General features: G+C 70.1%; 22 protein-coding genes. 8 read left to right on the top strand and 14 right to left on the bottom strand.

The features are described 5' to 3' along the window. Positions 1–17: 17 nt before the first annotated feature. Positions 18–1,055 carry an aspartate-semialdehyde dehydrogenase gene (locus tag ABFX51_RS15485; RefSeq protein WP_091508325.1) on the bottom strand — a complete coding sequence of 346 codons (1,038 nt, stop codon included), beginning with the start codon at positions 1,053–1,055 and terminating at the stop codon, positions 18–20. Then, positions 1,055–2,317, bottom strand: a complete 1,263-nt coding sequence (locus ABFX51_RS15480; protein ID WP_091508324.1) for an aspartate kinase — start codon at positions 2,315–2,317, stop codon at positions 1,055–1,057. The genes ABFX51_RS15485 and ABFX51_RS15480 overlap by 1 nt, the downstream gene beginning before the upstream one ends. A 295-nt stretch (positions 2,318–2,612) precedes the next feature. Here ABFX51_RS15480 and ABFX51_RS15475 point away from each other — a divergent pair, with 295 nt between their 5' ends. Continuing rightward, positions 2,613–2,822, top strand: a complete 210-nt coding sequence (locus ABFX51_RS15475) for a hypothetical protein (protein ID WP_091508321.1) — start codon at positions 2,613–2,615, stop codon at positions 2,820–2,822. Between the two features lie 23 nt (positions 2,823–2,845). Next, complete coding sequence (locus ABFX51_RS15470; RefSeq protein WP_091508437.1) at positions 2,846–3,436, top strand: nitroreductase family protein; 591 nt, start codon at positions 2,846–2,848, stop codon at positions 3,434–3,436. Here ABFX51_RS15470 and ABFX51_RS15465 read toward each other — a convergent pair. Then, the gene (locus ABFX51_RS15465) at positions 3,403–3,915 is read right to left on the bottom strand and encodes an NAD(P)H-dependent oxidoreductase (RefSeq protein WP_177228731.1); all 513 of its coding nucleotides are present in this window, start codon (positions 3,913–3,915) and stop codon (positions 3,403–3,405) included. The genes ABFX51_RS15470 and ABFX51_RS15465 overlap by 34 nt on opposite strands. 68 nt (positions 3,916–3,983) lie before the next feature. Here ABFX51_RS15465 and ABFX51_RS15460 point away from each other — a divergent pair, with 68 nt between their 5' ends. After that, complete coding sequence (locus ABFX51_RS15460) at positions 3,984–4,820, top strand: sigma-70 family RNA polymerase sigma factor (RefSeq protein WP_091508315.1); 837 nt, start codon at positions 3,984–3,986, stop codon at positions 4,818–4,820. Here ABFX51_RS15460 and ABFX51_RS15455 read toward each other — a convergent pair. Continuing rightward, complete coding sequence (locus ABFX51_RS15455) at positions 4,817–5,203, bottom strand: hypothetical protein (protein ID WP_091508313.1); 387 nt, start codon at positions 5,201–5,203, stop codon at positions 4,817–4,819. The two genes, ABFX51_RS15460 and ABFX51_RS15455, sit on opposite strands and share 4 nt — an antisense overlap. 317 nt (positions 5,204–5,520) lie before the next feature. Between ABFX51_RS15455 and leuA the strand changes: the two genes are divergently transcribed. Then, positions 5,521–7,296: a 2-isopropylmalate synthase gene (leuA, locus tag ABFX51_RS15450; protein ID WP_091508310.1), complete on the top strand. Its 1,776-nt coding sequence runs from the start codon at positions 5,521–5,523 to the stop codon at positions 7,294–7,296. A gap of 62 nt (positions 7,297–7,358) precedes the next feature. Here leuA and ABFX51_RS15445 read toward each other — a convergent pair whose 3' ends face one another. Next, complete coding sequence (locus tag ABFX51_RS15445; protein ID WP_091508307.1) at positions 7,359–8,324, bottom strand: N-acyl homoserine lactonase family protein; 966 nt, start codon at positions 8,322–8,324, stop codon at positions 7,359–7,361. A 107-nt stretch (positions 8,325–8,431) separates the two neighbouring features. On the opposite strand from ABFX51_RS15445, the gene ABFX51_RS15440 reads away from it, so the two are divergent. The 3 genes from ABFX51_RS15440 to ABFX51_RS15430 all read left to right on the top strand — a co-directional run bounded on the left by ABFX51_RS15440 (position 8,432) and on the right by ABFX51_RS15430 (position 11,285). Continuing rightward, entirely contained in the window at positions 8,432–9,025 is a 594-nt protein-coding gene (locus ABFX51_RS15440; RefSeq protein ID WP_091508305.1) for a TetR/AcrR family transcriptional regulator, read from the top strand. A gap of 11 nt (positions 9,026–9,036) precedes the next feature. Then, positions 9,037–9,585: a GrpB family protein gene (locus ABFX51_RS15435; RefSeq protein ID WP_091508302.1), complete on the top strand. Its 549-nt coding sequence runs from the start codon at positions 9,037–9,039 to the stop codon at positions 9,583–9,585. A gap of 794 nt (positions 9,586–10,379) precedes the next feature. Next, a complete protein-coding gene (locus ABFX51_RS15430) occupies positions 10,380–11,285 on the top strand; it encodes an EamA family transporter (protein WP_091508300.1) in 906 nt (301 codons plus the stop codon). On the opposite strand, the gene ABFX51_RS15425 is transcribed toward ABFX51_RS15430, so the two are convergent. The 9 genes from ABFX51_RS15425 to ABFX51_RS15385 form a co-directional block, all read right to left on the bottom strand. Further along, a complete protein-coding gene (locus ABFX51_RS15425) occupies positions 11,243–11,887 on the bottom strand; it encodes a DedA family protein (RefSeq protein ID WP_091508298.1) in 645 nt (214 codons plus the stop codon). The two genes, ABFX51_RS15430 and ABFX51_RS15425, sit on opposite strands and share 43 nt — an antisense overlap. A 50-nt stretch (positions 11,888–11,937) precedes the next feature. Then, positions 11,938–13,038: an ABC transporter ATP-binding protein gene (locus ABFX51_RS15420; protein ID WP_091508296.1), complete on the bottom strand. Its 1,101-nt coding sequence runs from the start codon at positions 13,036–13,038 to the stop codon at positions 11,938–11,940. After that, positions 13,035–14,027 (bottom strand): ABC transporter ATP-binding protein, encoded by a 993-nt coding sequence (locus tag ABFX51_RS15415; RefSeq protein ID WP_091508293.1) that lies wholly within the window; start codon positions 14,025–14,027, stop codon positions 13,035–13,037. The genes ABFX51_RS15420 and ABFX51_RS15415 overlap by 4 nt, the downstream gene beginning before the upstream one ends. A gap of 7 nt (positions 14,028–14,034) precedes the next feature. Further along, a complete protein-coding gene (locus tag ABFX51_RS15410) occupies positions 14,035–14,964 on the bottom strand; it encodes an ABC transporter permease (protein ID WP_091508290.1) in 930 nt (309 codons plus the stop codon). Beyond that, positions 14,961–15,965, bottom strand: a complete 1,005-nt coding sequence (locus ABFX51_RS15405; protein WP_091508288.1) for an ABC transporter permease — start codon at positions 15,963–15,965, stop codon at positions 14,961–14,963. Before ABFX51_RS15405 ends, ABFX51_RS15410 begins: the two co-directional genes overlap by 4 nt. Before the next feature lie 90 nt (positions 15,966–16,055). Then, on the bottom strand, positions 16,056–17,720 hold the full coding sequence (locus ABFX51_RS15400; RefSeq protein WP_346054096.1) for an ABC transporter substrate-binding protein: 1,665 nt from the start codon (positions 17,718–17,720) through the stop codon (positions 16,056–16,058). Positions 17,721–17,795: 75 nt separating this feature from the next. Next, positions 17,796–18,431 (bottom strand): uridine kinase family protein, encoded by a 636-nt coding sequence (locus ABFX51_RS15395; protein ID WP_346054095.1) that lies wholly within the window; start codon positions 18,429–18,431, stop codon positions 17,796–17,798. Next, positions 18,403–18,999: a recombination mediator RecR gene (gene recR / locus ABFX51_RS15390; protein ID WP_091508285.1), complete on the bottom strand. Its 597-nt coding sequence runs from the start codon at positions 18,997–18,999 to the stop codon at positions 18,403–18,405. The genes ABFX51_RS15395 and recR overlap by 29 nt, the downstream gene beginning before the upstream one ends. Positions 19,000–19,011: 12 nt before the next feature. Continuing rightward, entirely contained in the window at positions 19,012–19,377 is a 366-nt protein-coding gene (locus tag ABFX51_RS15385; protein WP_091508283.1) for a YbaB/EbfC family nucleoid-associated protein, read from the bottom strand. Positions 19,378–19,493: 116 nt separating this feature from the next. Here ABFX51_RS15385 and ABFX51_RS15380 point away from each other — a divergent pair, with 116 nt between their 5' ends. Further along, positions 19,494–20,288 (top strand): N-acetylmuramoyl-L-alanine amidase, encoded by a 795-nt coding sequence (locus ABFX51_RS15380; RefSeq protein ID WP_346054099.1) that lies wholly within the window; start codon positions 19,494–19,496, stop codon positions 20,286–20,288. Positions 20,289–20,467 lie beyond the last annotated feature (179 nt).

Below are 20,467 nucleotides of genomic sequence, written 5' to 3'. Positions count from 1 at the left end.
GAAAAGCTGATCTTTCCTCAGCCGCGTGCGATCAGTTCCGCGATTTGTACTGCGTTCAACGCGGCCCCCTTGCGGAGGTTGTCGTTGGAAATGAACAACGCGAGACCACGTCCGTCGGGCACGCCGGGGTCCTGCCGGATCCGGCCGACGTAGCTCGGGTCCTTGCCCGCCGCGCCGAGCGGGGTCGGCACGTCGGCCAGCTCGACACCCGGCGCGTTCGCCAGCAGTTCCGCGGCACGGGCCGGCGACAGCGGTTCGCTGAACTCGGCGTTGATCGACAGCGAATGCCCCGTGAACACCGGCACCCGCACGCACGTCCCGGACACCGCGAGCCCCGGGATGTCGAGGATCTTGCGGCTTTCGTTGCGCAGCTTCTGTTCCTCGTCCGTCTCGAACGAGCCGTCGTCCACAATGGACCCGGCCATGGGCAGCACGTTGAACGCGATCGGCGCGACGTACTTCGCCGGCGCGGGGAACGTGACCGCTTCGCCATCGTGCGTCAGGTCCGCCGCGCGCGAGGCCACCGCGTTGGTCTGCGCGGCCAGCTCGTCGACACCGGCCAGTCCGCTGCCCGACACCGCCTGGTAGGTGCTGGCGATCAGCCGGACGAGGCCCGCCTCGTCGTGCAGCGGCTTGAGCACCGGCATCGCCGCCATCGTCGTGCAGTTCGGGTTGGCGATGATGCCCTTGCGCGCGTCCTTGACCGCGTGCGGGTTCACCTCGCTGACCACGAGCGGCACGTCGGGGTCGAGGCGCCACGCCGAGGAGTTGTCGATGACTGTGACGCCCGCCTCGGCGAACCGCGGCGCCTGCGCCTTCGAGGTCGAACCACCGGCGGAGAACAACGCGATGTCCAAACCGGACGGATCGGCGGTCGTGGCGTCCTCGACCTCGATCTCCGTGTCACGCCAGGGAAGCTTCGTGCCCGCCGACCGGGACGAGGCGAAGAACCGGATCCCGGCGACCGGGAAGTCCCGCTCCGCCAGCAGCTTCCGCATCACGCCACCGACCTGACCGGTGGCGCCGACCACGCCGACCCGCAAACCGTCTGCCATCACCGACCACTCCCTGCGTAGACCACGGCCTCTTCGTCGCCGCCGAGTTCGAATGCGTCGTGGATCGCGCGCACGGCCTCGTCGACCTGCGCGTCGCGGATGAGCACCGAGATCCGGATCTCCGAGGTGTTGATGATCTCGATGTTCACGCCGACCTTCGCCAGCGCCTCGCAGAACGTCGCGGTGACACCGGGGTGCGAGCGCATGCCCGCGCCGACGAGCGAGACCTTGCCGACCTGGTCGTCGTAGAGCACGGAGTTGAACTCCAGCTCCGGCTTGAGCTTCTCCAGCGAGGCGACCGCCTTCGGACCGTTCGCCTTGGACAGCGTGAACGTGATGTCCGTGCGCCCCGCGGTATTCGAGACGTTCTGCAGCACCATGTCGATGTCGATCTCGGCGTCGGCGATGGTGCGGAAGATCCGCGCCGCGGCACCGGCGTGGTCCGGCACCCCGGTCACCGTGATCTTGGCCTCCGAGCGGTCGTGGGCCACACCGGTGATCAACGCTTGTTCCACGGGGATCTCCTCAATCGAACCGGCCACCGTCGTGCCCGGCTTGTCACTGTAGGAAGAGCGGACGCGGATCGGGACGCCGTAACGCCGCGCGTACTCGACCGAACGCAGGTGCAGGATCTTCGACCCGCTCGCCGCGAGTTCGAGCATTTCCTCGTACGGCACCGTGTCCAGCTTCTTCGCGTCCGGCACGATGCGCGGGTCCGCGGTGTAGACACCGTCCACATCGGAGTAGATCTCGCACGCGTCGGCGTTGAGGGCGGCGGCGAGCGCCACCGCGGTGGTGTCCGACCCGCCGCGGCCGAGCGTGGTGATGTCCTTCGTGTCCTGCGAAACGCCCTGGAACCCGGCCACCAGCGCGACGTAACCCTGTTCGAGCGCCTCGGTGACGCGGCTCGGCGTGACGTCGATGATCCGCGCGTTGCCGTGCACGGACGTCGTGACCACCCCGGCCTGCGAGCCGGTGAACGACCACGCCTCGGCGCCGAGCGCGGAGATCGCCATGGCCACCAGCGCGTTCGAGATGCGCTCACCCGCGGTGAGCAGCATGTCCATCTCACGCTCCGGCGGCACCGGGTTCACCTGCTGGGCGAGGTCGAGCAGTTCGTCGGTGGTGTCGCCCATCGCGGAACACACCACGACGACGTCGTTGCCCGCCTTTTTCGTGGCCACGATCCGCTCGGCCACGCGCTTGATCCGATCAGCGCTCTCCAACGACGAACCGCCGTACTTCTGGACCACGAGCGCCACTGTTCTCGGACCTCCTAGGTGCGCTTTTCGTAGCAGCCTACCGGGAGCGGCCCGGTCGGCCACCCTGTTGTGTGGCCCCGGCCACTCCCGGCACGGAGCGTGACAAGCGGCGGCCTGAGCATTTCCGCCGGTCCGGCCCGGGAGGAGGAATACCCTCATTCCACGGGAACGAAATCTGTGGTTTCGCGCACTTTGTCGCGTGAACCGCGGATGCTTTCCCGCCGTGTCCGTGAGACGGGAATTCATACTGCCGGTCCCGCCGTTTGCGGGCACAATCTCCGGCGGGGAGGGGTCGATGAACTTCGCGACCCGCCGGGTCTTCCGGCGAGTGAGGTGCCCGGTGTGCGGGGAACGCCGGACGGAGATGCGGGTGTTCGGCACGCCACGGGAGGACGAGCAGGGGGTGCCCAAGCCGCGCCGACGGCTGCGGGAGGAGCTGCGGGCGCAGGCACGCGCCTGGCACCCCGAGGCGGTGTGCGACCGCTGCGGTCGGCGCCCCCGGTGATCATGTGGCAGCATCGGGCGCTGATGCGAAAGCCAGCCGAGACCAGTGCCCCGCTCGCCGAGGCGATCCACCACCGGTGGAGCCCGCGAGCCTTCGACGAGGCCGCGGAGGTGAGCTGGGACCAGCTGCGGGCCCTGCTCGAAGCCGCCCGATGGGCGCCGTCCTTCGGGAACACCCAGCCGGCCCGCTTCCTCGTCGGCCGTCGCGGGGACGAGACGTTCCGCCGGATCCTCGCCACGCTGACGCCCCGCAACCAGTCCTGGGCACACCGCGCCGGCGCCCTCCTCGTCGCGGTCATGGTCACGCGGAACGAGAAGGGCGAGATCCCGTACGCCGAGTTCGGGCTGGGCCTCGCGGCGCAGAACCTGGTGCTGCAGGCCGTGCACGAAGGGCTCGCCGCGCACCAGATGGCGGGCTTCGACGCCGAGGCGGTGCGCCGGGAGTTCGGCGTGCCCGCCGAAGCGGTGCCGCGCGTCGCGATCGCCGTCGGGCACCAGGCCGCCCCCGAGGTGCTGGGCGAGGAGCGTGACGTCGAGCGCGAGCGCGCGGCCCGAAAGCGGCTGCCGCTGGCCGAGTTCGCCTACACGGGCACGTGGGGCGAAGCCGCCTTCTGAACCGTGCCCTCCCGCACGTGCAGGGTGACGTCGGCGCCGAAGACGTCGGCGAAGATCCGCCGCAGGTAGGGCACCGCGTGGTTCCAGCCCGCGAGCGGGCCGTCCGGCTCGTAGGTCCAGCCGCTGACCACGGCCAGCGCCACGGGTTTCCCGGCGAGCGCGGTGCCCAGCCCGCCGCTGGGGTTCAGGCGCGGGTCGACGATCAGCAACCCCAGCCATGCCTTGAGCGCGACCGGGATGCCGAAGTCGTACACCGGAGCGCCCACCACCAGCTCGTCCGCGGCGAACACCTCGTCGGCGAGTTCCGTGCTCAGCGCCTTCGAGCCGCCGGAAACCGCGTCCTGCCAGGCGTCCGCGAGCCCCCGCATGGTGGCGAGGTCGCGGTGCACGACCTGCTTCCCCCTGGTCAGCTCCGCGGTCAGCGCGCGGCTGACCGAGCCCTCGTGCCGGACACTCGAGTCCACACGCAACACAGTCATCCGATGTCCCTTCAGGTCGGGTGGCATCCGTCAACCCACTGACGGAGCACGACGAGCGGAGGGGACACATGGACGACGGGTTCGAGGAGCACCGCGAGCGGCTGCGAGGCGTCGCGTACCGGATGCTGGGGTCGCTCGCCGAGGCGGACGACGCCGTGCAGGAGGCGTGGCTGCGGTACTCCCGCGCGGACACCTCCGATGTGGCGAACCTCGGCGGCTGGTTGAACACCGTGGTCGCGCGGATCTGCCTGGACCTGCTGCGGTCGCGCAGCAGCCGCCGCGAAGAGCCGCTGAACGACGAGGCCGGGACGAGCCCGGACCCGGTCGCGGAGGTGGAGCTGGCCGACGCGGTCGGCCGCGCGCTGCTCGTGGTCCTCGACGCGCTGACCCCGGCGGAACGCGTCGCGTTCGTGCTGCACGACGCGCTCGGCGTGCCGTTCGCGGAGATCGCGCCCATCCTGGGCCGCTCGGCGGAGGCGACGAAGAAGCTCGGCAGCCGCGCCCGGCGCAAGGTGCGCGGTGAGGCACCACCGGCGGGGTCGGTCGGGCAACACCGGGTGATCGAGCGGTTCCTCGCGGCCATCCGTGCGGGTGACGTCCCGGCGTTGCTGGCGGTGCTCGCCCCGGACGTCGTGCGCCGGGCCGATCCCGCGTTGCTGGCGCCGGGATCGCCGGTCGAGTTGCGTGGCGCGCGCGAGGTCGCCGAGGAGGCGAAGCTGCTGTCGCGCGAGCGCGCCCGCTACGCCGAACCGGCCCTGCTCGACGGGGTACCGGGGATCGTCGTGGCGCCCCGCGGGCGGCTGGAGATCGCCCTCGTGTGCACGATCGAGGACGGGCGGATCGCGGCGTACGAGGTCGTCGCCGATCCCGCCCGCTTGCGCGAGTTGAGCGTGGCCCTGCTCTAGCTCGTGGCGCCGAAGATCCGGCGGATCAGCTTCGCCACGATGGCCGAGACGATCAGCCAGAACAACGCGGCGATGCCGTAGTTGACCAGCACGCGGAGCTTCGCGTCGTTCGGCTCGAACAGGTCCTTGAAGCCGATCGAGAGGGTGTCGGCCCAGCCGCGGACCCACGAGACGATGCCGTTGTCCGGGTTCGCCGAGCCGACGGTGAAGATCACGTGCAGCACGAGGATCGCCGCGAAGACCAGCCCCGCCCAGCGGACCACCCCGGCCACGAGCCCGACGGTGGAGTCCTTGACGCGGCGCCAGTCGACGTCGGACGCACGCCGCGTCTTCGTCTCCTCGCCGGTGAGGTCGTTCTCACCACGTTCGGCGTGTTCGGCCATGCCGGAAGTGTGGCACGTCGGCGACCCGATGGCTACTCACCGGTAATGCCGGAGCGGGGGCGGCTGCCTGCCCGGCCGACTCGATCTGCCCGCGGGGGTCGGCGATCACCTGTTCCGGTTACCGCGGGCTCACGCTGGAGCCCGCCGCGGCCCGCCCCTGTTTTCATCATCAACTTCACGGGGTTATGGTGACTCCGTGGCGCGTGCTCTCCTGCTTCGCTGCCGCGACGGGGCCTGATCCAGACCGGCCCCCCGTCGCGGGGCTTCGTGACGCCGCCGGTCGCCCGACCCGAATCCGGCAGGAGACCCCTTCCAGCATGACCACCTCCGAACCCAGCGTGAGCCGCATCCGCAAGCCCGCCCGTCCGGCACCCGCCGACCAGCCCGCCTGGAACGCGCAACGCGGCAGCTCGATGCCCTACCACCGCTACCAGCCCTGGTACCGGCTGGTGGAGGACATCCAGCTGCCCGACCGCACGTGGCCCGAGAAGCGCATCGAGCGCGCGCCCCTGTGGTGCGCCGTCGACCTGCGTGACGGCAACCAGGCCCTCATCGACCCGATGTCGCCCGCCCGCAAGCGCAAGTTCTTCGACCTGCTGGTCCGCATGGGCTACAAGGAGATCGAGGTCGGCTTCCCGGCGGCGAGCCAGACCGACTTCGACTTCGTCCGCGAGATCATCGAGGACGGCGCGATCCCCGAGGACGTCCGCATCCAGGTGCTGACGCAGTGCCGTCCCGAGCTGATCGAGCGCACCTTCCGGGCGCTCGAAGGCGCGCCGCGGGCCATCGTGCACATCTACAACTCGACCTCGATCCTGCAGCGCCGCGTCGTGTTCCGCGAGGAGCGCGAGGGCATCAAGAAGATCGCGCTGCAGGCCGCCGACCTGGTGGTGGAGTACGCGCAGAAGTACTCCGACACCGACTTCCGCTTCCAGTACTCGCCGGAGTCCTACACCGGCACCGAGCTGTCGTACGCGGCCGAGGTGTGCAACGCCGTCACCGACATCTGGCAGCCGACGCCGGAGCGGCCGGTGATCCTCAACCTGCCCGCGACCGTCGAGATGGCCACGCCGAACGTCTACGCCGACTCGATCGAGTGGATGGGCCGCAACCTGGACCGCCGCGACTCGGTGATCCTGTCCCTGCACCCGCACAACGACCGCGGCACCGGCATCGCCGCCGCCGAACTGGGGTACCAGGCGGGCGCGGACCGGATCGAGGGCTGCCTGTTCGGCAACGGCGAGCGCACCGGCAACGTCGACCTCGTCGCGCTGGGCATGAACCTGTTCAGCCAGGGCATCGACCCGCAGATCGACTTCTCCGACATCGACGAGATCAAGCGGACCGTCGAGTACTGCAACCAGCTGCCCGTGCACGAGCGCACGCCGTGGGGCGGTGACCTGGTGTTCACCGCGTTCTCCGGCAGCCACCAGGACGCGATCAACAAGGGCTTCGACGCGCTGCACCGCGCCGCCGAGAAGGCGGGTGTACCGGTGGACGAGTTCCCGTGGGAGGTGCCGTACCTGCCGATCGACCCGAAGGACGTCGGCCGCAGCTACGAGGCCGTCATCCGGGTGAACTCGCAGTCCGGCAAGGGCGGCGTCGCCTACATCATGAAGACCGAGCACCAGCTCGACCTGCCGCGCCGGCTGCAGATCGAGTTCTCGCAGGTCATCCAGCGCTACACGGACAGCGAGGGCGGCGAGGTCGACCCGCGCACGATGTGGGACGCGTTCGCGAAGGAGTACCTGGAGACCGAGTCGCCGCTGCAGCTGGTCAGCCAGCACGTCACGGCGAACGGCGACTACCGGCTGCGGGCGACGGTCCGCGTGGACGGCGAGGAGCAGGAGATCACGGGCACCGGGAACGGCCCGATCGCCGCGTTCTTCGACGCGCTGTCCACCATCGGGTACGACGTGCGGCTCATGGACTACAGCGAGCACACCCTGACCCCGGGCGACGACTCCCGCGCGGCTTCGTACATCGAGTGCGCCATCGGCGACAAGGTGTACTGGGGCGTGGGCATCGACCCGTCCATCGTCACGGCTTCGCTGCGCGCGGTCGTCTCGGCGGTGAACCGCTCGCACCGCTGATTCCGGCGCCCGGCCTCTCCGCGGGGAGGCCGGGTTTTCGGCTCAGGCCGGGTTTTCCCGGCTCAGGCCACGTGTCCGAGACCGTCGCCGGACGGGACGAACCGCGGTAGCCGGGCCGGGTTGAGGTTGGCGAGTTCGTCGAAAGTCGCCCGCTCGTAGGACTTCGCCCATGCCAAGTCCACATCGGACAGTTCGCCGCCGACGAGCCCGGCGATCAGCCGCGTGCCGTACTCGGTGTGGTCGTGCGCGGTGAGGATGACCAGCTCGGGGAGTTCGCGGCGGAGCCACTGGATCCGCCGCACCGAGTCGACGTACTGCGCCTCGCCGCCGGTCTGGAACGCTCGCACCTGGTCCACGGCGAGGTGCCGGATGGTGTACATCGCGTCCCCGGTCAGCAGGTACCGGTGGTCCACGAGCACGCTGGTGCTGCCGGGGCTGTGGCCGGGTGTGGGCAACGCGAGCACGCTCCCGTCGCCGAACAGGTCGGCCGAGCCTTCGAAGCCGCCGATGGCCGGGCCGGTGAACTCGATCGGCCGCCAGTCGGTGATCGCCGCGATCGACGGCGGGTAGGCCAGCGGCACCAGGCCCAGCACCTTGTCGTTCCGCGCGGCGTACTCGGCCGCGCCCAGGTACACCGGGGCGTGCGCGAACAGGTTCAGCGGGCCGACGTGGTCCTCGTGGAAGTGCGTGATGATCACGGCGCGGATGTCCTCCGGCCGGTAGCCCCGGCGCGCGAGCTGGGCCGGCATGGTCTGGTCGGCGGGCAGCTCGTACTCGTCGACGTCCATCGCGTGCTCCATGATCGAACCGCGGTAGTAGTCGACGTGCGCGGCCTGCTCCGGGCTGATCCCGGTGTCGACCAGCACGGGCCCGGCCTTCGGGTGGTCGAGCAGGTAGGCGTGGATCGGCACCCAGAGGAAGTGGTCCTTGTCCGCGGCGAACTCGCCGAGCGAAAACCCCTGCAGGCCCCCGTAGAACTGGCCGAACGGCACCTTGGTGCGGCCGATGCGGAGCGGGTGGATCTTCATGGCTGCTCCTTCGTTCACGTCGGAACGGAACTGTTCCGACGTCCACTGCCGAAGTTAGCCGTGGCGACGATGGAACGCAACCGTTCCGTCGTGTGTATACTTCGTGCATGACGAGCTCGCGGGAACCGGCGGGGGCGGCGGTCCTCCAGGAATCCGTCACGGCCGCCATCACCCGCGCGATGTTCGACCAGCTCGCCGAGATCGGCTACGCGCGCATGACGATGGATGCGGTCGCGCGCCGGGCCGGGGTCGGCAAGGCGGCGGTATACCGCCGATGGCCGTCCAAACAGGCGATGCTGATCGACCTGGTCGGGGCCGCGGTACTGCGGAACCTGCCGGAGGTGCCGGACACCGGTTCACTGGCAGGCGACGTGCGCGCGTTCCTCGACGTGATCGTCGAACAGGCCGATCCGCGGACGCGGCGGATCGCGTTGGACGTCCTGGTCGAGACCACCCGCACCCCCGAGCTGGCCGCCGCACTGCACGACGTGGTCGACAGGCCGCGCCGCACCGCCGCCGCCACGGTGCTGACCCGCGCGATCGACCGCGGCGAGCTTCCCGCCGACCTCGACCTCGAACTCGGCCTCGACGTGCTGATCTCGCCGCTGCTGCTACGCCTGCTCCGCAGTACGGAGCAGGTGGACAACGTGTATCTCACCCGCCTGACGAAGGTGATCGTGACGGGCCTCAACGCGCTCTGAGGGAGGCGGCCATGCGCTGGTTCCGCCGTGACCGGCCCAGGCGCAGCCGCGTCCACGGGGTGCCGTTCGCCGCCCCGTCGGCCGACTGGCCCCGGCTGTTCGCGGCCGAGGCCGCCCGGCTGACGCAGGCGGGCGTGCCCGGCGAGCTCCAGCACATCGGCTCCACCGCCGTGCCGGGGCTGGCGGCCAAGCCGATCATCGACATCCAGCTCGTCATCCCGGACGGCCAGTGGAATCCCGGCCCTCTGCTCGACGCCGGCTACCGGCACATCCACGGTTTCACCAGCGAGAGTCGGTACTACGAGTTGTATACAGGCCGTATTACGTACCTGATCCGCCGCCGCGACCCCAGCGACCCGAACGTCCGCCGATGCCTCCTGCTGCGCGACTACCTCCTCGCCCATCCCGATGAGGCGGCGGCGTACGGGGAGCTGAAAGCAGGGCTCGCCCGCCGCTCCCGGCACCGTCCTGGCCGTTACCGCGAGGGGAAGGCGCCGTGGCTCGTCGCCGCGAACGCTCGTGCCGAGGAATGGGCGCGGGAGACGGGCTGGCCGGGTTGAGCGGTTGCTGCGGGGGGTGACGATCGGCTGACTGGGCTGAGCCGTTGCGGCGCGGGGGTGACGACGGGCTGGCTGGGCTGAGCGGTTGCGGCGCGGCGGGCACCGCGCTGCCCGGCGTAGAGGGGCGGGCAGCGCGGTGCCTCGACATGGGGCAGCCGGGCGCGATGGCTGCGGTGAGAAGCGCGCGGCTGAGCAACCGCGGCCGGACCTGCCCCTCACGAGGGGGCAGTCACTGCAGCCGCTGCATACAACCTGCATAACGCGACCGCACCGAGCCGGGAGCGCGCGGCTGCGCACCAAGAGGTAAGTCCTGGCCGAGCCCTCACGACGCGACGGTCACCGTCGCCGTATACAACGCGCATAACGGTCCCGGGCGGGAGCGGCCACGCGAGACAGCGGCCAGCCCGCCCCCCTCACGACGCGACCGGTCATCGCCGCCGTATACAACGCGCATAACACCAGCCCGGGGCCGGGTGCCGCCACGCGAGACAGCAGCCAGCCCGCCCACCCACGACACAGCAGCCACGGCAGCCACCGCAGCCCCCGCTGCATACAACGTGCACAACGTGCACGGCGTCAGGCCCCGCCCCCGGCTCGGGCAGCGGCAACCCCACCTCGACCTGCGGAGCCCGGAGCCGTGTCAGGGCCCATGCGGCGGACGTCACTCTGCCCCGGCCCGCGAACTCCCGCAGCACCCGCGACCTGGCGATATGCACGTCCGTGAAGGCCTACTGAAGGGTCGCTGGAATTTATCTCGATTGTGCTACACAGTTGTCCACCGCAAGCTTGAGACCGTGGGTGCTCGTGACCGTCTCCTCGCCGTGTTCGTCGCCGTGCTCTGGGGCTGCAACTTCCTCGCCGTGCACTACGCACTCGGCCACTTCCCGCCGTTGTTCACCGGGGCGCTGCGCTTCCTCGTCATCGCCATCCCCACCGTGCTGTTCGTGCCTCGGCCGAAGGTGAAGCTGCGCTGGCTCATCGGGTTCGGCCTCGGCTTCGGCACCGGGCAGTTCGCGTTGCTGTTCATCGCGATGAACATCGGCATGCCGACCGGCCTGGCGTCGCTCGTGCTGCAGGCCTCGGCGCCGTTCACCGTGCTGCTCGGCAGCGTCCTCCTGCGCGAACGCCTCTCGCCCCGGCAGCTGGCCGGCATCGTCCTCGCCGTCGGCGGGATGGCCGTGATCGCCTGGCACCAGGCCGAGCACGCCGTGCTGCTGCCCGTCGTGCTCACCCTGCTCGCCGCACTGAGCTGGGCCGTCGGCAACATCTGCGCCCGGCAGGCCCGCGCCGAGAACGGCCTGCACTTCACGCTGTGGATGTCGGTCGTGCCACCGCTGCCGATGTTCCTGCTGTCACTGGTCTTCGAGGGCCCGGCCGCCGACTGGCACGCGCTCGCCACCCTGAACACGACCGGCGGCTGGATCGGGATCGCCGGCTTCGCCTACATCGTGGTGTTCGGCACGCTCGTCGGCTCCGGCATCTGGACCACGCTGATGCGACGGCACCCCGCGGGCGTCGTCGCGCCGTTCTCGCTGCTCGTGCCCGTCGTCGGGATGAGCGCGTCGTTCCTGCTGCTGGCCGAGCGCCCCGCGCTCGTCGAGGTGCTGGCGGGGCTGGTGGTCGTCGGCGGCGTGCTGCTGGGCTCGCTGCCGAAGCGTCAGCGCTCGGCCGACGTGGCGCTCGCCGCCTCGTCCTCGTGATGCCTGCGGCCCATCCGCTTCTTGAGCACCAGGCTGATGACCACGCCGGCGAGCACCGCGATGCCCAGCGCCACGTAGGAGAACCGCGACAGCCACTGCTCCGCGACGACACCGAGCGAGTACACCAGCGCCGTCGTACCGCCGGCCCAGGCGATGCCGCCCAGCGCGTTCGCCGCCAGGAACTTGCCGTAGTTCATGTGCAGCGAACCCGCGAGCGGCCCGCACAGGATCCGCAGCAGTGCGACGAACCGGCCGAAGAACACCGCCCACACGCCGCGCCGGGCGAAGATCCGTTCGGCGTTGCGGACGTGGTCGGGCCCGAAGTGCTTCGGGAACTTCCGGCCCGCCCAGTCGAACAGCCTGCGCCCGCCCTTGCGGCCGATGAGGTAGCCGATGCTGTCGCCGACGATCGCGCCGGCGCTGCCGACGATCCCGACGAGCCACGGGTTCAGCCCGGCGTGCGTCGACGACAGCAACGCGGCGCTCACCAGCACGATTTCACCGGGAAGGGGGATGCCGAGGCTCTCGAAGCCGATCACGGCACCGACCGTGATGTACACCAGGAGTGGCGGGATCGTCTCCAGCCACTGGTCGATGTGCACGTCTCAGTCCCCCTGTCGTTCCGGGCCTCCGGGCCGCCAGGGTACCGAAATCACGGCTCCAGCATCTCCGCCACGGACGACGCGTGCGGCACCGACGGCCCGGCCGCGGACTCCACCTCGACCAGCTCCGCCTCCACCTCGTGCGGCGTGATCCGGCCCGCCTGGATGTCCTCCGCCCAGTGGCACGCCACCCGGTGCCCCGCGCCGATCTCCCGCAGCTGCGGCCGTTCGGTGTCGCACTTCGTCTCCTGCCGCCACGGGCAGCGGGTGTGGAACCGGCAGCCGGACGGCGGCGCGGCGGGCGAGGGCAGGTCACCGGCGAGCAGGATCTGCTCCCGGCTGTCCTCGACCTCCGGATCGGGCACGGGGATCGCCGACAGCAGCGCCTTCGTGTACGGGTGCAGCGGCTGCGCGTAGAGCGTCTCCGAGTCGGTCTCCTCGACCAGCGAACCCAGGTACATCACGCCGATCCGGTCGGAGATGTGCCGCACCACGGCCAGGTCGTGCGCAATGACCAGGTACGTCAGGCCGAGCCGCTCCTGCAGCTCCTCCAGCAGGTTGATGACCTGCGCCTGCACGGACACGTCGAGCGCCGACACCGGCTCGTCGGCGACGATCAGGTCCGGCTCGACGGCCAGCGCCCGCGCGATGCCGATGCGCTGCCGCTGCCCGCCCGAGAACTCGTGCGGGTACTTCCGCAGCGCGCTCTCCGGCAGCCCGACCGCGGACAGCAGCTCGCGCAAGCGTTTGCGCGTCGCCTCCCTGTCCTTCGCCAGGCCGTGCGCCCGCATGCCCTCGACCAGGATCGACTCGACCGACTGGCGCGGGTCGAGGCTGGACAGCGGGTCCTGGAACACCATCTGCATGCGGCGCCGCATCTTCCGCAGCGACTCGCCCTTCAGCTCCGACAGGTCGGTCCCGTCGAACACCACGCGCCCACCGGTCGGCTCCACCAGCCGCAGCAGGCCGCGGCCCAGCGTCGTCTTGCCGCAGCCCGACTCGCCGACGAGCCCGTACGTCTCGCCGCGCCGGATCTCCAGGTTCACCCCGTCGACGGCGTAGACGTGCCCCACCGTCCGGTCCAGCACCACTCCCCGCTTGATCGGGAAGTGCACTTCGAGGCCTTCGACCTGCACCAAAGCGTCACTCACGCCCGCACCCCCTGCTTGACCGCGTGTCCGACCGGGTTGTGGCAGCGCAGCATGCCGCCGTGGTCGGGTAGCAGCTCGGGCCGGACCTGGCGGCACCGGTCCAGCGCGTTGGGGCACCGCGGCGCGAACGCGCACGCCGAGTCCCACGGGATGTTGTCGGCCACGGAACCCTTGATGGGCACCAGTTTCTCGCCACGCGGGGCGTCCAGCCGCGGGATCGACTCCAGCAGCCCGTGCGTGTACGGGTGCCGGGCCGCCGCGAACAACGCGTGCCGCTCGGCCCGTTCCACGATCCGCCCGCCGTACATGACGTTGACCTCGTCGCACAGACCCGCGACGACACCGAGGTCGTGCGTGATCATGATCAACGCGGTGCCCGTGTCCCGCACCAGCTCCGAGAGCAGCGCGAGGATCTGCGCCTGGATCGTGACGTCGAGCGCGGTCGTCGGCTCGTCCGCGATGAGCAGCCTCGGCTTGCACGCCAGCGCGATCGCGATCAGCGCGCGCTGCCGCATCCCGCCCGAAAGCTGGTGCGGGTACTCGGAAAGCCGTCGCGTCGGGTCGGGGATGCCGACCCGGCCGAGCAGCTGCTCCGCCTCGCCGCTCGCCTGCTTGCGGCTCATCCCGCGGTGCCGCTCCAGCACCTCGGTGATCTGCAGGCCGATCGGGATGACCGGGTTCAGCGAGGACAGCGGGTCCTGGAACACCATGCCGAGGTCGCGGCCGCGCTTGTCGCGCAGCTGCCGGTCGGACAGCGTCAGCAGGTCGGTGTCCTCGAACCGGACCGAGCCGCCGACCTCCGCGCCCCGCTTGGGCAGCAGGCCCATGATCGCCAGCGCGGTCACGGACTTGCCGCTGCCCGACTCGCCGACAAGGCCGACGGTGCGGCCGGGTTCGACGTCGAAGCTGACGCCGTCCACGGCCGTGAAGGGGCGGACCCCCTTGCGTTTGAAGGTGACCGAGAGGTCCCTGACTTCCAGCAGTGCCATGAAGCTCTTACCGCCTGTTTTTCGGGTCGAGCGCTTCGCGCAGCGATTCGCCGAGCAGCGTGAAGCCCAGCGCCACGATGATGATCGCGATGGCCGGGTAGAAAGCGAGTTCCGGTTTGACGTCGAGGTAGTCCTGCGCCTTGCCCAGCATCAGGCCCCACTCCGCCCGCGTCCAGTCGGCGTCACCGAGGCCGAGGAACGACAGCGCGGCCGCGTCGATGATCGAGGTGGCCAGCGTCAGCGTGGCCTGCACGATCACCGGGCCCACCGAGTTCGGCAGCATGTGCCGGAACACGATGGTGCTGCGCCGCACGCCGAGCGCGGTCGCGGCGAGCACGTGGTCGCTGGAGCGCTGCGCGAGCATCGCGCCCCGCAGCAGCCGGGCGAAGACCGGGACACTCACCACCGCGACCGCGATGATGACCGTCCACTGTGTACCGGGGAACAGCGCCGCGATCGAGATCGCCAGCAGCAGCGACGGGATCGCGAGCAGGATGTCGGTGAACCGCATGAGCACCGTGTCCACCCAGCCGCCGAGCGCGCCGGCGAGCCCGCCGATCACCATGCCGATCGCGACGCCGATCAGCGTCGCGACGACACCCACGATGAGCGTCTGCTGCGAACCGACCAGCAGCCGCGAGAAGAAGTCGTAGCCGTTCTGGTCGCTGCCGAGCAGGAAACCCGGCATGGCACCGGGGATCGAGTCCGGCCGCAGCGTCGCCTTCAGCTCGTCGTAGGGCCGGTGGGGGTCCTTCGGCGCCAGGAACGGCGACAGGACCGCCAGCAGCACGAACAGGATCGTGATGACGGCGCCGGTGATCGCGATCGGGCTGCGCGACATGCGCTTGAACGCGTCCGCCGCGAGGCTCGTGCCGCCCGAGGTCTCCGCCAGGTCGTCGATGCGGTCGCGCTTGCGCCGCAACAGGTTCGTGGTCATCGCACCCGCACCCTCGGATCGATGATCGCGTACGAGACGTCGACGAGGAGGTTGACGATGACGTACACGAACGCGGCGAGCAGCAGCAGCGCCTGCAGCCTCGGGAAGTCACGGCGCTCGATGCCCTGCGCCAGCAGGTAACCGACGCCCGGGATGTTGAACACCTTCTCCGTCAGCACCGCGCCCGCCAGCAGGAGCCCGGTCTGCAGGCCGATGGTCGTCGACACCGGCAGCAGCGCGTTGCGCAGGATGTGCCGGCGCCGGATCACCGGCGTGGTCAGGCCCTTCGACTCCGCCGTGCGCACGAAGTCCTCCTGCTGCACGTCGAGCACCGAAGCACGGGTGATGCGCACGATGACGGCGAACGGGATGCTCGCCAGCGCGATCGCGGGCAGGATCAGGTGCTTGATCGCGTCCCACGCCGCGTCGAGCTCACCCGTCAGGATCCCGTCGAGGACGAAGAACCCGGTGACGTGCGTGGCGTCGATGGTCACGTCCTGGCGCCCCGAAGGCGGCAGGATGCCCAGCTTCTGCGCGAACACGTACTTGAGCAGCACGCCGAAGAAGAACACCGGCACCGCGACACCGACCAGCGTGGTGAGCACGGTGGCGTTGTCCAGCAGCCTGCCGCGGTAGCGGGCGGCGACGTAGCCGAGCGGGATGCCGAAGGCGACCGCGAGCACGAGTGCGAACACCGAGAGCTCGACGGTCGCCGGGAACGCCCGGCCGACCTCCGCGATCACGGAGTCGCCGCTGATCAGCGAACTGCCGAAGTCGCCGGTGATGACGCGGCCGAGGAACTTGAAGTACTGGATGGGGATCGGCTGGTCCAGACCCAGCAGGTGGTTGAGGTCGGCCAGCTTCTGGGGAGTGGCCTTGTCCCCGAGCAGTGCGCCCGCCGGGCCGCCGGGCAGCAGGCGCAGCCAGGCGAACACCAGTATCGAGAGCACGAGCAGAGTCGGTACGGCTTGCAGCAGCCGCCTGAGGATGAATCGCAGCATGTGGTGGAAGCCCTCACAGGGGTCTCTTCTGCGCGAGTACCGCGCCCCGGGATCGCCGGGACGCGGTACTCAGGCGCCGAAGCCCGGCCGTCAGCCCTTGGTGACCGTGTAGAACCGCTCGTCGGTCAGCGGGGTCGGGATCAGGTTGTGGATGTTGTTCTTGACCACGATCGCCGGCGGCGACGAGGTCAGCGGCACCGCCGGGACGTACTGCGAGATCAGCACGCTGGCCTGCTCGTACGCGCTCTTCTTCGCATCCGGCGTCACCTGCGCGTCGGCGTTGGACAGCGCCGAGAAGATCTGCGCGTTGTCGAAGCCGAACTCCGCCTTCTGGCGGCCGAAGAACGTGCCGACGAAGTTGCCGGCGTCGGCGTAGTCACCGGTCCAGCCCAGCAGGTGCAGGTCCTGCTTGCCCGCCTTCTGCACGTCGTCCTTGTAGCCACCGTTCCACGGCTCCTGGACGATGTTGACCTTGATGCCGACGGCCTTGAGGTCGTCCGCGATCGCGCCGCCGATGTCCACCGGGTTCGGCATGTAGGGCCGGGTGACCTCGGTGGGCACGTAGAAGTTCAGCGTCAGGTCGCTCGCCCCGGCCTGCTGCAGCAGCTGCTTCGCCTGGTTCGGGTCGTAGCTGTGCTTCTCCACCGAGTCGGTGTAGCCGGGCACGTTGTTCGGCAGGAACTGCGTCTGCGCGTAGGCACCGCTGGGCAGCTTGTTCTTGGCCAGCTGGTCCTTGTTGATCGCGTACTCGATCGCCTTGCGGACGCGGACGTCCTGCAGCTTCGGGTTGTTCTTCTGGTTGATGCCCAGGTAGAGGATGTTGAAGGCCGGGCGGATCAGGACCTGGTTGCCCGCGTCCTTCAGCGAGTTGTAGTCCGCCGGGCTCGGGAAGTCGTAGCCGTCGATGGTGCCGGCGGCGAGCTCCTGCTTGCGGGCGTTCTCGTCCTCGATGATCTTGAAGATCAGCTTGGCCGTCTTGGCCTTCTCACCCCAGTAGTCGTCGTTGCGGACCAGGGTGATCGTCTTGTTCGTCTTGTCGTAGCTCTCGAACTTGTACGGGCCGGTGCCGGTGGGGTGCTCGTTGGCGTACGCGGGGTACGTGAACGAGTCGCCGCTCTGGGTCACGTTGTCGGCGTCGTACTTCTTCAGCGCGTCGGGGCTGGAGATCGACAGCGACGTGAGGCCGAAGGCGTCCGGGAAGGCGCCCTTCGCCTTGTTGAGGTTGATGACGGCGGTGAAGTCGTCCTTCGCCTCGCACGACTTGTACACCGGGGAGCCGGTCGCGTCGCCCTCGTTCTTGGCGAAGCCCTCGAAGACGTCGCCGTAGTAGATCATCTGGCTCTGCGCCGCCGCGCCCTTCATGTTGTACCAGCGGTCGAAGTTGAAGCAGACCGCCGCGGCGTTGAAGGGGGTGCCGTCGTGGAACTTGACGCCCTGACGCAGGGTGAAGGTCCAGGCCTTGCCGTCGGCGCTCGGGGTCCACGCGGTCGCCAGGTCGCCCACCAGCTCCGTGGTACCGGGCTTGTACGTGACGAGCGTGTCGAACATCTGCCGGGCAGGACGGAAGCTCTCACCGTCGTCGTTGAAGATCGGGTCGAAGTTCTTCGGCGCGCCCGCGGCACCGAAGACGAACGTCTGGTCGGCACCACCACCCGAACCGCGTTCGGAAGCGCAGGCCGACATGGCCACGGCGAGCGCGCCGGTCAACCCGATCAGGGCGAGCCGGCGCAGACGAGCCACCCGCTGAGGGAGCATGGGAACTCCTAGTAGAAGTTGCAGTTTGATCGACGACCCTAGCCCCCAATGGGCGTTTTGCTTAACCACGCCAGGTTACGATCGCGCTACGTAAAAGGCCGTTCCATCACACCGCGGGCGGTTGTCGTTGCGCTCCGTAGAGAATTTGCCCGAAAAGACCTGCAAGTGTGCCTCCGAATGGGTGAACGGGCGGTCGACGGCGAACCACCCCCGCTCGAACGCCTGCCACCGCACGAGGTGCTCCCGGGACGCCTCGCCGTCCCGCTGAACGGCACGCTCCAGCCGCGTCCGGGGGTCTGGACCACCGAGCCAGCACAACGCGGACAACAGCGGCCGAACGGATTTCCGGGCGGCCGACACCCCTTCGACGACGAGCACGCCCGGCGGGGGCACGACGACCCGCTCCCCGGGCTCTGGACGGCCACTGGTCCAGTCCAGCTTGACGTAGCTGCCCGGCTCGCCGTGCGCGAGCGGTTCGAGGACGCCGGCGACCAGGCGCGGCCACCACGCGACGGGGTCGTCCCAGGTGGCGAAGGAGTCGGTGCTGACGAGCGCCGAGTCCGGCAGTTCGGCGCACAGCCGCGCGGCGAAGGTGGATTTGCCCGCGCCGGAGGGGCCGTCGACCGCGACGAGGCGGACGCGGCCCAGCCGCGGCGGTGCGGCGAGCACCGCGGCGGCGAGGTCAGAGAGTGCGGCGTCCGGACAGCGCACGGCCCAGCGTCAGCTCGTCGGCGAACTCCAGGTCCCCGCCCATCGGCAGGCCGGAGGCGAGGCGGGTGACCGTGAGCCCGGGGAAGTCGCGCAGCATCCGCACCAGGTACGTCGCCGTCGCCTCGCCCTCGGTGTTCGGGTCGGTCGCGATGATCACCTCGGTGACCTCCTCGCCGCCGATCCGGGTGAGCAGCTCACGGATGCGCAACTGGTCCGGACCGATGCCGGACAACGGGTCCAGCGCGCCGCCCAGCACGTGGTAGCGGCCCTTGAACTCGCGCGTGCGCTCCACGGCGAGCACGTCCTTGGGCTCCTCGACGACGCAGATCAGCGACGTGTCGCGGCGCGTGTCCCGGCAGATGCGGCACTGCTGTTGTTCGGAGACGTTGCCGCAGATCTCGCAGAACTGGACGCCCTCGCGGACCTTGCCGAGCACGTCCTGCAGCCGCGCGATGTCCGCCGGGTCGGCGGCGAGCAGGTGGAACGCGATCCGCTGCGCGCTCTTCGGGCCGATGCCCGGCAGGTGACCGAGCTCGTCGATCAGGTCCTGGACTACCCCTTCGTACAACCCGGTCGCCTTCTACTGGCCGAGCCCGGGCAGGCCGAACCCGCCGAGGTCGGGCATGCCGCCGCCGAGCGCCCCGGTCACCGGGCCGAGCTTCTCCTCGGTGAGCTTCTGCGCGTTCTTGCTCGCGTCCCGCACCGCGGCGACGACCAGGTCGGCCAGCGTCTCGGTATCCTCGGGGTCGACGACCTTCGGGTCGATCTTGAGGCTCTTCAGTTCCATGCCGCCGGTGACCGTCGCGGTGACCAGTCCACCGCCGGCGCTGCCGGTGACCTCGGTGCGGGCGAGCTCCTCCTGCGCCGCGACGAGCTGCTGCTGCATCTGCTGCGCCTGCTGGAGGATCGCCTGCATGTCGGGCATTCCGCCGCCGGGGTTGACCATTTGCCGTTTCCCATCCGTGAAGGGACCTGCACGTACTGCCCAGACTAACGTCCGGTGGGCGTGGCAGGCGCTCCGGCGCCCCGGGGGTGTGCGACGGTGGGCGCATGAGGTGGCGGATGGTGCTGGCGGGGACGCTGCTGCTCGCGGGGTGCACGAGTGGTGGCGGGAGTCCGGTGCCGGGTTCGCCGGGGGTTTCTGTTGTTCCGTCCGGTGTTTCCGGGGCTCCGTCTGTGCTGTCTTCTGCTGCGCCGTCGTCGTCCCGGCCGCAGCGGGTCGTGGTGCTCGATCCGGGGCACAACGGTGGTAACGCGAGCCACCCCGGTGTGATCAACAAGCCCGTCCCGGCGGGGCGTGGCGAGACGAAACCGTGCAACACCACGGGAACCGCGACGAGAACGGGGTACCCGGAGCACGCGTTCACGTGGGACGTCGCACAGCGAGTGGGGGCGCTGCTCAGGGCGGCCGGACTGCGGGTCGAGTACACGCGGAACGACGACAACGGCGTCGGACCTTGTGTGGACAGGCGAGCGGCCATCGGCAACGAGGCGAACGCGGACGCGGTGGTCTCGATCCACGCCGACGGGTCGACTTCGCCCGGTGCGCACGGGTTCCACGTGTCGTACTCGGCGCCGCCGCTGAACCCCGCGCAAGGCGAGCCGTCGATCTCGCTGGCCCACGCACTGCGGGACTCGCTGCAGCGGGCGGGCTACCCGACGTCGACGTACCTCGGGTCCGCGGGCATCTACCCCAGGGACGACCTGGCCGGTCTCAACCTGTCGACCCGCCCGGCCGCCCTGGTGGAATGCGGCAACATGCGCAACGCGACCGAGGCCGCGGCGATGGCCAGCCCGGAGGGGCGGGCGCGGTACGCGCAGGCCATCGCCTCGGCGATCGAGGCTTTTTTGGGTTGAGGGGGGTGGTGGTGGGTGGCGTAGCGGCGGGGCGGCGCGGTGGAGCCGCGCAGCCGCGGAGCGAGGCGAGCGGGGCGCGGAGCGGCGGGGAGCCGCGTAGCGGCGGGGAGCCGCGTAGCGGCGGGGAGCCGCGTAGCGGGGCGCGGAGCGGCGCAGCCGGGCGCGCGGAGCGGCGTGCG

Origin of the sequence: Amycolatopsis dongchuanensis, from assembly GCF_039542405.1 — a bacterium.
Classification (GTDB): domain Bacteria; phylum Actinomycetota; class Actinomycetes; order Mycobacteriales; family Pseudonocardiaceae; genus Amycolatopsis_E; species Amycolatopsis_E sacchari.
The sequence above is the reverse complement of the archived record's forward strand: the minus strand, read 5'-3'. Positions and strand labels throughout refer to the sequence as shown.